Annotated in this window: 13 protein-coding genes; 4 read left to right on the plus strand and 9 right to left on the minus strand. The window is 66.8% G+C overall.

Annotated features, from left to right (window positions below; translation table 11 throughout):
* Window positions 1–67: 67 nt before the first annotated feature.
* Window positions 68–529: an Lrp/AsnC ligand binding domain-containing protein gene (locus P0Y50_04945; GenBank protein ID WEK40959.1), complete on the minus strand. Its 462-nt coding sequence runs from the start codon at window positions 527–529 to the stop codon at window positions 68–70.
* Between the two features lie 109 nt (window positions 530–638).
* On the opposite strand from P0Y50_04945, the gene putA reads away from it, so the two are divergent.
* Window positions 639–3,770: a bifunctional proline dehydrogenase/L-glutamate gamma-semialdehyde dehydrogenase PutA gene (gene putA, locus P0Y50_04950; GenBank protein WEK40960.1), complete on the plus strand. Its 3,132-nt coding sequence runs from the start codon at window positions 639–641 to the stop codon at window positions 3,768–3,770.
* A gap of 37 nt (window positions 3,771–3,807) precedes the next feature.
* On the opposite strand, the gene P0Y50_04955 is transcribed toward putA, so the two are convergent.
* A complete protein-coding gene (locus P0Y50_04955) occupies window positions 3,808–5,154 on the minus strand; it encodes a glycosyltransferase family 1 protein (protein ID WEK40961.1) in 1,347 nt (448 codons plus the stop codon).
* 145 nt (window positions 5,155–5,299) lie between these two features.
* Between P0Y50_04955 and argB the strand changes: the two genes are divergently transcribed.
* Genes argB through dapD form a run of 3 tightly spaced genes read left to right on the plus strand, consistent with a single transcriptional unit; the run spans window position 5,300 to window position 7,751 of the window.
* Window positions 5,300–6,229, plus strand: coding sequence for an acetylglutamate kinase (gene argB / locus P0Y50_04960; protein ID WEK41527.1), 930 nt, complete (start codon window positions 5,300–5,302; stop codon window positions 6,227–6,229).
* Window positions 6,226–6,885, plus strand: coding sequence for a pyrimidine 5'-nucleotidase (locus tag P0Y50_04965; GenBank protein ID WEK40962.1), 660 nt, complete (start codon window positions 6,226–6,228; stop codon window positions 6,883–6,885). The genes argB and P0Y50_04965 overlap by 4 nt, the downstream gene beginning before the upstream one ends.
* Window positions 6,882–7,751, plus strand: coding sequence for a 2,3,4,5-tetrahydropyridine-2,6-dicarboxylate N-succinyltransferase (dapD, locus tag P0Y50_04970; protein ID WEK40963.1), 870 nt, complete (start codon window positions 6,882–6,884; stop codon window positions 7,749–7,751). Before P0Y50_04965 ends, dapD begins: the two co-directional genes overlap by 4 nt.
* Here the strand turns inward: dapD and P0Y50_04975 are convergent, their stop codons facing one another.
* From P0Y50_04975 to P0Y50_05005, 7 genes are all read right to left on the minus strand, one after another.
* The gene (locus P0Y50_04975; GenBank protein ID WEK40964.1) at window positions 7,752–9,074 is read right to left on the minus strand and encodes an ATP-binding protein; all 1,323 of its coding nucleotides are present in this window, start codon (window positions 9,072–9,074) and stop codon (window positions 7,752–7,754) included.
* Window positions 9,075–9,197: 123 nt separating this feature from the next.
* Window positions 9,198–9,704, minus strand: a complete 507-nt coding sequence (locus P0Y50_04980) for a ferritin-like domain-containing protein (protein ID WEK40965.1) — start codon at window positions 9,702–9,704, stop codon at window positions 9,198–9,200.
* Between the two features lie 87 nt (window positions 9,705–9,791).
* A complete protein-coding gene (thrS, locus tag P0Y50_04985) occupies window positions 9,792–11,729 on the minus strand; it encodes a threonine--tRNA ligase (protein WEK40966.1) in 1,938 nt (645 codons plus the stop codon).
* Window positions 11,726–11,998: a membrane protein insertion efficiency factor YidD gene (gene yidD, locus P0Y50_04990; GenBank protein ID WEK40967.1), complete on the minus strand. Its 273-nt coding sequence runs from the start codon at window positions 11,996–11,998 to the stop codon at window positions 11,726–11,728. The genes thrS and yidD overlap by 4 nt, the downstream gene beginning before the upstream one ends.
* A 79-nt stretch (window positions 11,999–12,077) precedes the next feature.
* Complete coding sequence (locus tag P0Y50_04995) at window positions 12,078–12,533, minus strand: iron-sulfur cluster assembly scaffold protein (protein ID WEK40968.1); 456 nt, start codon at window positions 12,531–12,533, stop codon at window positions 12,078–12,080.
* A gap of 192 nt (window positions 12,534–12,725) precedes the next feature.
* On the minus strand, window positions 12,726–13,385 hold the full coding sequence (locus P0Y50_05000) for an HAD-IA family hydrolase (protein ID WEK40969.1): 660 nt from the start codon (window positions 13,383–13,385) through the stop codon (window positions 12,726–12,728).
* A 42-nt stretch (window positions 13,386–13,427) separates the two neighbouring features.
* A complete protein-coding gene (locus P0Y50_05005) occupies window positions 13,428–14,267 on the minus strand; it encodes a tetratricopeptide repeat protein (protein WEK40970.1) in 840 nt (279 codons plus the stop codon).
* Window positions 14,268–14,311: the final 44 nt, after the last annotated feature.

The raw sequence follows: 14,311 nt of genomic DNA on the forward strand, positions 1-14,311 counted from the left end.
ATGCGTTCGTCACCTGGCATGAAAGTTCAAGCTGTAGGTCGAGCAATCCAAGGTGGGCTTCTGCACGCTACAACGGCAAAACCGTCGTCGATTTCACCTCTTCCAGCACCGCATAGGTGCGCGTTTCGCGCACGCCCGGCATCCGCACCAGGACGTCGCCCAGGAAGGCGCGATAGGCGTCCATGTCGCCGACGCGGGCCTTGATCAGATAGTCGAAGCCGCCGGCGACCATGTGGCATTCCAGAACCTCGGGCTGGGTGCGGACGGCCTCGGCGAAGGCCTCGAAGACATCGCCGGTGGTGCGGTCCAGCAGCACCTCGACAAAGATCAGCAGGTCGCGTCCGACCTGGGCCGGGTCGATCATGGCGGCGTATCCGGTGATGACCTTCTTTTCGCGCAGCCGTTTGACCCGCTCGAAACAGGCCGCGGGCGACAGGTTGCAGCGCCGGGCCAGTTCGGCGTTGGAGATGCGGGCGTCGGTTTGCAGCACCCGCAGGATGCGGCGGTCGATGGCGTCGATCTCGATCATCGGCAAAATGTCCTTGAAGACGAATGATCTTCGGCTTGTTGATCTATCATACGAAGCACCTTCAATGAACTCCGACATATAGGGGATGAATCCACAGGATTTGTCCGCCATGACCACTTCAGCCTTCACGCCGTCTAGCCTGGCCGCTTGGGACAGTCTGGACGCCGATAAGTTCCGCGACGAGCGCGCGGCCGTCGCCGCCAATCTGGCTCGCATTCCGCTGAATGCGGACGAACGCCTGGCCGTCGTCGCCGAGGCCACGGCCCTGGTCGAACATGCCCGCCGCAGCCAGAAGAAACAGGGGGTGGTCGAAAGCTTCCTTCAGCAGTTCAGCCTGGGCACCCGCGAGGGACTGGCCCTGATGTGTCTGGCCGAGGCCCTGCTGCGCGTGCCGGACGAGGAGACACGCGACCGTCTGATCGCCGAAAAGATCGGTTCCGCCGACTGGGCCTCGCACCTGGGCCAATCCGACAGCCTGTTCGTCAACGCCTCGACCTGGGGCCTGATGCTGACCGGCAAGCTGGTCGATGTCGATGAAGAGGCCAAGACCGACCTGTCCGGCTTTTTGAAGCGAATTGCGGGCCGTCTGGGCGAACCCGTCATTCGTCAGGCCGTGGCCACCGCCGTCAAGATCATGGGCGAGCAGTTCGTCGTGGGCCGCACCATCCAGGCGGCGCTGAAACGGTCGAACAAGGAAGGCTGGCTGTGCAGCTTCGACATGCTGGGCGAGGGCGCGCGGACCCTGGCCGACGCCGACCGCTACGAGAAAATCTACGCCGACGCCATCGAGGCGGTGGGCAAGACCTCCAAGGGCCAGGGGCCGGAATACGGTCACGGCGTGTCGGTGAAACTGTCGGCCCTGTCGCCCCGCTATGAGGCGACGCAGGAGGACGGGGTGTGGGACGCTCTGTATCCGCGCATCCTGCGGCTGGCCCAGACCGCCGCCCGATACGACATCAACTTCACTATGGACGCCGAGGAGGCGGACCGTCTGGCCCTGTCGCTGAAGCTGCTGGATCGGCTGGCGCACGAGCCATCGCTGGGCGGCTGGACCGGGCTGGGTCTGGCGGTTCAGGCCTATCAGAAACGGGGCTTGGAGACCATCCAGCGGGTCGCCGACCTGGCTCGCCGCTCGGGCCGCCGCCTGATGGTGCGTCTGGTCAAGGGCGCCTATTGGGACACCGAGATCAAGCGCGCCCAGGTCTTCGGCCGCACCGACTACCCGGTCTATACGACCAAGGCGGCGACCGATCTGAACTATCTGGTCTGCGCGCGGGCCATGATCGAGGCGGCGCCGGCCCTCTATGCCCAGTTCGCCAGCCACAACGCCCACACCCTGGCCGCCGTGCGCCGCATGGCGCGCGATCGCGGCGTCACGGTCGAGCATCAGCGCCTGCACGGCATGGGCGAGGCCCTGTACGACGCCGCCATCGACAAATGGTCCGACGAGACGGTGATCGTGCGCGCCTATGCGCCCGTCGGCGGCCACGAAGAACTGCTGCCCTATCTGGTGCGGCGCCTGCTGGAAAACGGCGCCAATTCCTCCTTCGTCCACGCCCTGCTGGACGAGCGCGTGCCCGCCTCGGCCGTCGCGGCCGATCCCATCTCCCTGGTCGAGCAGGCGCCCGACCGTCACCCCAAGATTCCGGTTCCGAAAGACATGTACGGCGATCGTCAGAACTCCCTCGGCCGCGACTACAGTCAGGCCGCAGACCGTGAAGCCCACGCCCGGGCGCTGCAGCTGGTGGACCGCGAGAAGCTGACCTCCGGCCCCATCGTCGGCGGCAAGCTGCGCGCCGGGATCAATGCTCAGGACGTCACCAATCCCTTCGACCGCGCGCAGGTGCTGGGTCATGTGTCGGAAGCCGAGACGGCCGACATCGAGGCCGCCGTCCTGGCCGCCGCCAATGCCCAGGTCGCCTGGGACCGTCAGGGCGGCGCCAGGCGCGCCGTCACCCTGCGCGCCATGGCCGATGCGCTGGAGGCGGATATGGACCGCCTGGTCGCCCTGCTCAGCCGCGAGGCAGGCAAGACCCTGAACGACGGTGTCGCCGAGGTGCGAGAGGCCGCCGACTTCTGCCGCTATTACGCCCTGCTGGCCGAGCGTGACTTCTCCGCGCCGGAAACCCTGAAGGGCCCGACGGGCGAGACCAACCAGCTGATCCTGCACGGACGCGGCGTCTTCGCCTGCATTTCGCCGTGGAACTTCCCGCTGGCCATCTTCACCGGCCAGATCGCCGCGGCGCTCGCCGCCGGCAACGCCGTCCTGGCCAAGCCCGCCGAACAGACGCCCCTGATCGCGGCCGAGGCCGTGCGCCTCTATCACAAGGCGGGCCTGAACCCTGACCTCCTGGCCCTGGCCCCCGGACGCGGTGAGACGGTCGGCGCGGCGCTGGTCGCCCATCCCGGCATCGACGGCGTCGCCTTCACCGGCGGCACGGACACGGCGGCGGCCATCAACCGCTCCATCGCCGCCCGTCCCGGCGCCATCATCCCCTTCATCGCCGAGACCGGCGGCCTGAACGGCATGTTCATCGACACCACGGCCCTGAAGGAACAGGTCATCGACGACGTGATTCTGTCGGCCTTTGGTTCAGCGGGCCAGCGCTGCTCGGCGCTTCGCGTCCTCTATGTGCCCAAGGATTCGGCCGACGCCCTGATCGAGGGCCTAAAGGGCGCGCTTGCTGTCCAGACCGTCGCCGATCCCGCCTACCCCAAGACCGACATCGGCCCCGTCATCGACCCGGAATCGCGCCGCGCCCTGGAAGCCCACGTCGAGCGCCTGTCGAAGGAGGCGAAAATCATCGCCCGCGCGGACCTGCCGCTGGGCGCCGAAAAGGGCGACCTGTTCGCCCCCACCATCGCCGAAATCCCCACGCCCGACTTCCTGGAACGCGAGGTCTTCGGCCCCATCCTGCACATCTACCGCTACGCCCCGTCCGACCTGAAAACGGTCGCCAGCAAGCTGGCCGCCCGCGGCTATGGCCTGACCCTGGGCGTCCACAGCCGTATCGAAGCCTTCGCTAACGAAGTCGTCTCCCTGGTCCCCGCCGGCAACGTCTACGTCAACCGCTCCATCACCGGCGCCGTCGTCGGCGTCCAACCCTTCGGCGGCGAGGGCCTCTCCGGCACCGGCCCGAAGGCAGGCGGTCCGAACAGCCTGATCCGCTACGCAGCCGAGAAGGCGATCAGTGTGAACATCGCGGCCCAAGGCGGAGATCCGGCGCTGTTGAATTTGTAATCTGACTTGAGGATAGCAAATGCGGGGCCCATCCCGTCTAACTGCGGATGCCCACTTTTTCGTAGAGTTGGCGTAAGCGGGCGTCGTAGGCGTCGTCGTTGAAGAGGACGGCTTGGGTTCGGCCACGCGCGGACGCTTCCGCTCGCCAGTCCCCGTCGGCGTCGATCATTCGTATGGCTCTGGCGAGAGCATCTATGTCGTAGGGATCGACTTGAATGGCGGCTTCGCCTGCGACCTCGGGAAGGGAGCCTTGGTTTGACGTCAGGACGGGCGTACCCAGGCTCATCGCTTCGAGCACCGGAAGGCCGAACCCCTCATAAAGAGATGGGAATAGGACGGCCCGCGCCCCACGGATCAGACTGATCAGGGTGCTGAAGGACATATATTCGTAGAAATGAATCCGATCAGCGCTGGGCCCCCCTACAGACTTTAAGTGGGTGATCGGTGCAGTTTCCGGCTCGCTCAGCCAACCACGACCGCCGATGACCACAAGTGGCGTCGTGACGCCTGAGGCGAGATAGGCCTCTACGACCCGACCGAGGTTCTTCTTGGGCTCGATGGCGCCGAAATGAAGAAAATATTCTCCCCAACCGAGTTGGAAAGTGGCTTCCAGTTCTGTGGCCACCTCCGCCTCTGGGCGCGCGACCAGCGCCTTCGGCAGGCTGACGGCCTGGTAGGTGTTTGTGACCCGGTCTTCCGGCACGCCCAGCATGCGGATGACGTCCTGGCGGGTAGCTTCGGAGACGACCGCGATGTGATCTGCGCGGCGAACGACCTCTCGGCACAGATCGAGGAACACGGCCTTATTGTGAAGCGTCGTATGTGGAAGTCGAAGCGGAATGAGGTCGTGGATCGTATAGATGTTGGGCACGTTCTTGGCATGCAGGGGTAACAGCGTCGTCCAATGCATGACGGCGGGTGCGGCGGCTTCGGTCGTGTCGAAGCGTATCGGGGTGCCGTGGCGGTGCTTTTTGAAGCAGCTATTGGCATAGAAATAAAGTTGATCGCTGGCCCAGAAACCGTCCGCACTGGGACGGGCCGCAGGACCGCCGGGCCAGATGACGTCCTCGGAGATCGCGACGGGGTGAGCGGTACGGCCAAGCGGGGTTAGCCGAGTGCGAACGTCACGCTCCAGCTTCTGCATTAAACGCAAAGGACCAGCCGGACGTGCGGGATCCAGAATGGCGACCTCGCCGAAGGGGCGAACCGAAGCGGTCGGAATCGCGGGGCCGAACAGGGCCTCGGTGCGAAAGCCCATACGACTTGCAGCCTCAAGCAGGTTGCGGCTGTAGGTGGCGATTCCGGTGCCTTGCGACGCGGCCAGATTAAACCCGTCCACGCAGATCGACGAGGCTGGGGCGCTGGTGGGCGGCTTTGGCGGCATCAGGCGTCTCGTGGCTTCGTGGGGCGAGCGCTGGCCTAACACGGCGCATGATGGGCTGGCCACCGGGCAACGGCCGCGTCCGCTGGGCCAAAGTCCGGCCTTCCCGCGTGACACCATCCCCATCCCCCGCTATCTCCCGCGCGTGATGAACGAAATCGAGCGCCAGTCAGAGGAACGCAGTTGGGAGACGGCGAAGACGCTCGCCGAGGCCCTGCCGTATATTCAGGTTTATGATCGTGAGACCGTGGTCATCAAATACGGCGGCCACGCCATGGGCGAGAGCGCGGTGGCCAGGCAGTTCGCGGCCGATGTGGTGTTGCTGAAACTGATGGGGGTCAACCCCGTGGTGGTGCACGGCGGCGGGCCGCAGATCAGCGCCATGCTGGATAAGGCGGGGGTGAAGTCGGCGTTTGTCGATGGGTTGCGGGTGACCGATCCGGCGACGATGGAGGTCGCCGAGATGGTGCTGTCGGGCGCCGTCAATAAAGAGATCGCCCACTGGATCACCATGGCCGGCAAGGAGGCGGACGTGCGCGGCGTCGGCCTGTCGGGCAAGGACGCGGGTCTGCTGACGGTCGAGAAGACGCGCCGGACCAAGCGCGATCCCGACAGCATGATCGAGCACGAGGTCGATTTGGGCTTTGTGGGGGAGCCGACCAAGGTCGATCCCAAGCTGATCGCCGGCCTGATCGCCTCTGAGACCGAGGACTGGGTGCCGGTCATCGCCCCGATCGGGGTGGCCGAGGACGGCCAGACCTACAACGTCAACGCCGACACGGTGGCGGGCGCCATCGCCGGGTCGCTGAACGCAAAGCGGATGCTGCTGCTGACCGACGTGCCGGGGGTCAAGGGCGCGGACGGCGAGATCATCCGCCAGATGACGCTGGAAGAGGCGCAAGGCCTGATCGACACCGGCGTCGCCACCGGCGGCATGATCCCCAAGCTGGAGACGGCCATGGCGGCGGTGCGCGCAGGCGTCGAGGCCGTGGTCATTCTGGACGGCCGCCGTTCGCACGCCATGCTGGTGGAGCTGTTCACAGAGTTCGGCGCGGGCACCCTGGTGAAGGCGTCTTGATCGACCTGTCGCATGTAGACGCCTGGGTGTTCGACATGGACGACACCCTGTACCCGCGCGAGCAGGGGCTGATGCGGCTGGTCCAGGCGCGGATCAACGCCTTCGTGGTCGAGGCCGTGGGTCTGGCGCCGGACGAGGCGGCGGTGATGCAGCGTCAGTTTCTGGATGAACACGGCACGACGCTGGCGGGCCTGATGGCCAACTACGCCGTCGACACCGATCGTTTCCTGAAGGAAGTGCATGACGTGCCGCTGGATTCGGTCGAGCCGAACCCGCGTCTGGCCGAACGGTTGAAGGCCCTGCCGGGCCAGTGTTTCGTCTTCACCAACGGCGCGCGCGACTATGCCCACCGGGTGCTGGACCGGATCGGGATTTCCGACTGTTTCGCCGGCGTCTTCGCCATCGAGGACGGCGATCTGACGCCCAAGCCCAACCCGGCGACCTTCCGGCGGATGCTGGAGCGGTTCGACATCCAGTCTCATCACGCCGCCTTTTTTGAAGACACGCCGAAGAACCTTGAGCCGGCCAAGGCGCTGGGCATGGCCACCATCCTGATCGGCGACGGGCACGGCAAACCCCTGGGCGACCACATCGACATCATCGCCCCCGATCTTCTCGACTTCCTTTCCGACCTGACCTTCAAGGACGCCGCATGACCGACCTGTCGCATCTCGAATCCGTCATCGAGGCCGCCTGGGAGGACCGCGCCGAGGTCTCGACCGCCACCAAGGGCGAGGTCCGCGACGCCGTGGAAAGCGCCTTGGCCCTGCTGGATTCCGGCCAGGCGCGCGTGGCCTCGCGCGGCGAAGACGGCGTCTGGACCACGCATCAATGGCTGAAGAAGGCGGTGCTGCTGTCCTTCCGCCTGAACGACAACCAGATCATGCGGGCGGGCCATGCCTCTGTCATGCCGCTGTCGGCGGAACACCCCGCCGCCGTCGGCCCCTTCTGGGACAAGGTGCCCAACAAGTTCGGCGACTGGACGGCGGCGGATTATCAGTCGGCGGGCTTCCGCTCGGTGCCCGGCGCCATCGTTCGTCAGGGCGCCTATATCGCCAGGAATGTCGTGCTGATGCCGTCGTTCGTGAACATCGGCGCCTTCGTCGACGAGGGTTCGATGGTCGACGCCTGGGCCACGGTCGGCTCCTGCGCCCAGATCGGCAAGAACGTCCACCTGTCGGGCGGCGCGGGCATCGGCGGCGTGCTGGAGCCGCTGCAGGCCAATCCGACCATCATTGAGGACGGCTGTTTCATCGGCGCCCGCGCCGAGGTCGCCGAGGGCGTGATCGTGCGTGAGGGCGCGGTTCTGGCCATGGGCGTCTATCTGTCCGGATCGACCAAGATCGTGGATCGGGCGACCGGCGAAGTCTTCCGTGGCGAAGTGCCGGCCTATTCGGTCGTGGTGCCGGGTTCTCTGCCGGATCCCAAAGGCGGGCCGTCGCTTTACTGCGCCGTCATCGTCAAGCGCGTGGACGCCCAGACGCGGGCCAAGACCGGCGTCAACGAACTGCTGCGCGACTGATCAGGCGGCGTCGGACAGGGTTGGGTCGGCCGTCCATTCGGGCGCGTCGACCACGATCGCGAGGGTGAAGACCGAGCCGCGCCCGGCTTCGGACTGCACGGTGATCCGACCGCCCATCAGCACCGCGAGGCGGTGACAGATGCTGAGGCCCAGGCCGGTGCCGCCGAACCGCCGGGTGGAGGAATCGTCGACCTGGGTGAAGGGCTGGAACAGACGCGCCTGATCCTCCGGCGCGATGCCGATGCCGCTGTCGTGAATGTCGATGCGTAACGCCAGCCGGCCATCGGGGCGGCGTTCCCCGTCCATGACAAACCGGACCTCGCCGGCAGGGGTGAACTTGATGGCGTTGCCCAGGAGGTTGTTGCTGATCTGAGCCAGACGCAGCGGATCCAGACAGGCAAGGGCAGGCCACTCGCCGCTTTGTTCGGCGGAGAAACGCAGGCCCTTCGCTTCCGCCTGGGCGCCGAACGGACCGATGAGGCGCTCCATCAACCCCTCTGTCTCGATCAGAACAGGCGCGAGGTCCATGCGGCCGACCTCGATCTTCGTCAGGTCCAGAATGTCATTCAGCAGCACAAGCAGTCCGTCGCCGGCTTGGGTGATGATGTCGACGAAGCTGGACTGGCGCGGGTTCAGATCGGACATCCGCAGCAGTTGCGCAGCCCCCAGCACCCCGTTCATCGGCGTGCGCAGTTCGTGGGATATGACCCCGAGGAAGTTGGACTTGGCGGCGTTGGCCGCGTCGGCGCGGTCCCGGGCGATCTCCAGTTCCGCGATCAGGTCGGCCTGTCGGTGGTTGACGGCTTCCAGTTCCGAATCCCTCATCTGGGTGATCGTGACCTTGATGAGCAGGGCCAGACCGAGGACGGGGGTGATGGCCAGCAGAACCCAGAAGCCCGGTGATCCCAATTCCTGGACGAGCAGCCAGAACGACGCCACGGAATAGGGCGCCGATACGATCAGGGCTTCGCGCGGGGCGGCGCGCATCTGGGTGAAGACCAGCACATAGCCCGCCATCAGAAGCGCGACAGCCAGGGCTATGCCGTAGACATTGCCATATCGGAACGACAGGATCGGGGCCGCCGCCCAGCAGGTGCAGGACAGGGTCGCCACGATCAGGCGCGTCCTCGGCGTCGCCCGTCTGTCGATAACGCCGCGCGCCACGCCAGCGGCTGTGGTGACGAGGAACCACGCGCCCGCGATCACGAGGTTGGTGGTGGTCAGCAGAGCCATCGCCCAACTGGCGATCAGCCAATATCGCAGATCGCCGGCTGCTATGAGCCGATGAAGAAGCGGGCGCTGGACGGTATCGTCAGGAAGCATGGCCGCACTTTCGCACATTTGATCGCCGAACGATGGCATTCCATCCGCTAAGAGACGGTGAATGAACGACTTATTCCGTTTCAGTGTACGCTGGCGCACCCTTCTTGCCGGTCATGCAGACCGTCAGGCGGGCCTGGTCGGGGCCATGGCTTCGGCATTCACCGCCGCATCGGCGATGCCGGTCAGGTCTTCGTCCGTCTGAGATTCTTCCTGCAGGGTTTGATCCAGCAGTTTGGCCGCGTCTTTCATGCCGAGAACCGTCGCCCAGCGCTTCAGCGTGCCGTAACGGGTGATCTCATAGTGTTCGACAGCCTGGGCGGCCGCCAGCAGGCCGGCGTCCAGGGCGGGACTGTCCTTGTATTCATCCATGATCTCCTCGCCTTCGGCCAGGATGCCTTCGATGGCGTCGCAGGTCTTGCCCCGCGCAGCCTTGCCGATGATCTCGAACACCTGCTGCAGGCGTTCGATCTGGCCCTCGGTCTGATCCTTGTGCTTTTCGAAGGCGGCCTTCAACTCCGGCGACTGAGCTGCGCGCGCCATTTTCGGCAGGGACTTCAGAATCTTGCGCTCGGCGTAATAGATGTCGCGCAAGGTGTCGTGGAACAGGGTGTCGAGGGTCTTCTCGGCCATGGGATATCTCGCTTGCGCTGGAAATGCGGGGATGCGTCCCAGCACAAGCGATCCTGTGGGCTTATGTTCCTGTGTGCGGTTTCAGGCTCAGGCCTGGGCGGCGGCCCGCTTCAGATCCGGCGGCGTCGCCTCGTCGGTCAGGAGGCGGATGGCCTCTTCGACCGTGACCAGGGTCTGGGCCTGGGAGCCCAGGCGGCGGATGGCGACCATGCCGTCCTCGGCTTCCTTCCTGCCGACGACGGCGATGACCGGGACCTTGCCGACCGAGTGTTCGCGGACCTTGTAGCCGACCTTCTCGTTTCTCAGGTCGATCTCGGTGCGCAGGCCGGCGGCCTTGAAGCGAGCCATGACGTCGCGGGCGTAGTCGTCGGCGTCGGAGGTGATGGTGGCCACCACAGCCTGGGTCGGGGCCAGCCACAGGGGGAAGGCGCCCGCGTAGTTCTCGATCATGATGCCGATGAACCGCTCGAACGATCCCAGGATCGCGCGGTGCAGCATGACGGGCCGGTGCTTCTGGCCGTCCTCGGCGATATAGGTCGCGTCCAGACGTTCGGGCAGGACATAGTCCAGCTGGATCGTGCCGCAGGTCCATTCGCGGCCGATGGCGTCCTTGACGATGAAGTCCAGCTTGGGCGCGTAGAAGGCGCCGTCGCCCTCGGTCACGACCGGCTCGGTCCCGGCGGCGCGGGCGGCCTCAGCCATCAGGGCCTCGGCCTTGTCCCAGAATTCGTCCGAACCGGCGCGGTTCTCGGGCCGGGTGCCCAGGCTGATGTAGGCCGTTTCCATGCCCAGGTCCGCGTGGACGCTGCGAGCCAGTTTGATGAAGTCCGCCGTCTCCTCGACGATCTGGTCTTCGCGGCAGAAGATGTGGGCGTCGTCCTGGGTGAAGCCGCGCACGCGCATCAGGCCGTGCAACGAGCCGGACGGCTCATAGCGGTGGCAGGCGCCGAACTCGGCCATGCGCAGCGGCAGTTCGCGATACGACCGCTGGCCCTGGTCGAAGATCTGGACGTGGCCGGGGCAGTTCATCGGCTTCAGCGACAGGGTCTCGCCCTCGACCGTCTCGCAGACGAACATATTGGGGCGGTACTTGTCCCAGTGGCCGCTCTGTTCCCAGAATTTGCGGTCCAGAACCTGGGGCGTCTTGACCTCGACGTATCCGGCGGCGTCCAGGCGGCGGCGCATATAGGCCTCCAGCACGCGCCACAGCACCCAGCCCTTGGGGTGCCAGAAGACCATGCCGCGGCCCTCTTCCTGCATGTGGAAGAGCTCCATGGCCTTGCCGACCTTGCGGTGGTCGCGCTTTTCAGCCTCTTCCAGCCGCTGCATATAGGCGTCCAGGTCCTCCTTGGTCGCCCAGGCGGTGCCATAGATGCGTTGGAGCTGTTCACGCTTGGAATCGCCCCGCCAATAGGCGCCCGCCAGCTTGGTCAGTTTGAACGCCTTGCCGACGTGGCGCGTCGAGGGGAAGTGCGGCCCCCGGCACAGGTCGATCCAGTCGCCCTGCTTGTACAGGGTGATGGTCTCGGTCCCCGGCAGGTCGCGGATCAGTTCGGCCTTGAACTTCTCGCCGCGCGCCTCGAAGAATTGGATCGCCGCGTCCCGTTCCCAGACCTCGCGCTCGAACCTGGCGTCGCGATCCACGATCCGGCCCATCTCCTTTTCGATGGCGGCGAAGTCGTCGGTCGAGAAGGGCTCGTCCCGATAGAAGTCGTAGTAGAAGCCGTCCTCGATGGCCGGGCCGATCGTGACCTGGGTGCCGGGGAACAGGGTCTGGACCGCCTCGGCCAGCACGTGCGCCGTGTCGTGGCGGATGGTGTAGAGGGCGGCCGGATCGTCGCGCATGATCAGGCGGAAATCGCCGCCCGTCTCCAGCACCCGGCCCATGTCGCGCTGTTCGCCGTTCAGCTCGGCCAGCACGGCCTTCTTGGCCAGCGACGGCGAGATCGAGGTCGCGACATCGCGCGCCGTGGAGCCTTCAGGGTATTGGCGCACCGCGCCGTCGGGGAATTTCAGGTCGATCATGTGTCAGTCTTTGGCTTTTCTCTCGCGCTCGCCGCCAAGGCGGTCTCGCGTGGCGGGACCGGGTCGTATCCCGATCCCCCGAAGGGATGGCATTTACAGAGCCTGCGCACGGTGAGCCATCCCCCCCGGACCGGTCCATGCTGGATCAGGGCGTCGCGCCCATAGTCCGAACAGGTCGGCAGGAACCGGCACTGCTGGCCGATCAGGGGGGACAGCGTCAGCTTGTAGCCGCGATGGGCCGCGCGCACGCCGCGTTCATAGAGAGACATTCGTCCCTTCGCCGGGGGCTGATTAGGGTTCGCTGCGCTTATCCCCCGTCATCGCAGGGGGATCAACCGGCTGCGCCCGTCAGGCCGCACCGGCGAGACGAGTTCGCGCCGTCAGGGCGTTCGTCATGGCCTCCAGCGTCGCCTCCAGCGAGACCAGGGTCGAGGCATGGCGGGCCGGATAGTCGGCGACCTGTTTCAGCAGGCGCAAGTCCTCGAACCGGCCGGTCGGGCCGTCGCCGCCGGACTTCAGCATGGCGATCAGGGCGTCGCGGGCGCCCTGGATGTCCTGAACCGAAGCGCCGATGACGTGCTGGCCCAATACCCCGGCGGCGGCCTGGCCCAGGGCGCAGGCCTTCACGTCCTGGGCGAAGCCGGAGACGCGGCCCTGGTCGTCCAGCGTCACATCCACCGTCGCCCGCGACCCGCACAGCTTGGCTGTCCGCTCGCCCGTGCCGTCCGGCGTCGGCAGGCGCCCCGCGTGCGGCAGGTTCGCCGCCAGCGTCAGGATGCGCGCGCTGTAGAGGTCGTCGATCATGCGCGCAAAGATAGGCGGTTCGACGCCGCCGCGAAACCTCTCCCTGCCGAACATGCTCCGTCATTCCGGCCGGATGCCAGGGCGAACGCGCTGATGGCTGCTCTGGCGCAGGCGGTGTCCTCCTGGGTTCCGGGTTCGTCCTTCGGACGCCCCGGAATGACGGCGGGTGCTGACTTCAGGCCGGGTTCGCGTTCAGCATCCGAACGTCAAAGATCCATCCGGTGTGACCTCAAGCTCCACCTCCGCATAGTCCGAAAGCGTCGGGTGGGCCGTCTCCAGCGGATGCGTCCAGGCGGCCGTCACCACCACCACATCGGCCCCGGCCGCTTCGCCGGCTGCGATGCCGGCCTCGGCGTCTTCGAACACCAGACAGTCGGCGATGTCGACGCCCAGGGCGGCGGCGGCCTTCAGATAGCCGGCCGGGTCGGGCTTGCCGCGTTCGACGTCCTCGGCGGTGATCAGGACGACGGGCGGCGTGACGCCGGCGGCCTTCAGGCGCGCGCGGGCCAAGGGAACGGAGGCGGAGGTGACGACCGCCCAGCGGTCGGGCGGCAGGCGTTTGAGAAAATCGACGGCGCCGGGAATGGGCGCCACGCCCTCCACATCCTCGATCTCGCCCCGCTCGACCCAGGCGACCTCGGCGTCCAGATCGATGTCGGGCAGGTTCTGGCGACGGATGGTGTCGACGGCCCGCACGCCATGCATGACGGACAGCAAGGCCGCCACGTCCAGACCGTGGCGCTCGGCCCAGCGGGTCCAGACCCGTTCTGCGGCGGCGGTCGAGGTGATCAATGTGCCGTCCATGTCGAACAGGAAGGCGTGGTAGGGGCGGGACGCGGGGAGGCGGGTCATGGCCTCATCCACCACGCGCGGGCGTCCGCCGCAACGGTCGGATCAGCCGCCTTGCAGGGAATTCCAGGTCCGGGCCGTGTCGCCGCCCGGGGTTGGGGCGGCGACTGGCGCGGCGGCGGCCGTCGCACCTGGCGTCGAACGCGCGCGCAGCCAGCGCAGGTTCTGCTCGGCCTGTTCGGGCGGCAGTTCACGACGCAGGATCTGCTCGGCCTCGCCCATCTTGCCCTGCAGACCTAGCGCCAGGGCCAGGTTCTGGCGCACCTTGGCCGAGGCGGTGGGCTGGGCGGCGGCGCGGCGCAGCAGGGTCTCGGCGCCCGGCGCGTCGCCGTGCGTCAGGGCGGCGGTGGCGGCGTTGGTCAGGACATCGGGATTGTCGGGCGACAGGACCAGCGCCTGATTCCAGGCGGCGCGGGCGTCGTCGAAGCGGCGCACCTGCTCATAGGCCACGCCCAGCAGCGAATAGGGCCGCCAGTCGCGCGGCGCCAGGTCGCGCGCCTTCTCCAGCGGGGCCACGCCGTAGAAGGCCTGACCGCGCGCGATATGGGCGCGACCCAGCTCCAACAGGGCGTCCAGATCGGTCGGCTTCATGGTCAGCGTGGCCTGGGCCGCCTCGGCCGCCTGATCGTAGCGACCCAGTTCGCGCAGGGCCTGGGCCAGTTTGACCCCCGCGACCGCATCGGTCGGATCGGCCTGCTGCTCCGACGCCCAGAAGACCGACCGCGACAGGGCGTCCATCCGGTCATAGGTCGCGCGCACCTGGGGCGAAGACGGGCCGCGTTGCTGCTGGGCCGCGACCGGCGCGGGGTCGGCGGCTTGCGCGGATGCGACGGTCGCGGCCGCGGTCAGGGCGACGGTTGCGATCAGGGCGGGCATGGGCGACATGGGAAAGGTCCGAACGGTCCTTGGGTCTTGAGCGCTCAGGGTCG

Origin of the sequence: Candidatus Brevundimonas colombiensis, assembly GCA_029202665.1 — a bacterium.
Classification (GTDB): domain Bacteria; phylum Pseudomonadota; class Alphaproteobacteria; order Caulobacterales; family Caulobacteraceae; genus Brevundimonas; species Brevundimonas colombiensis.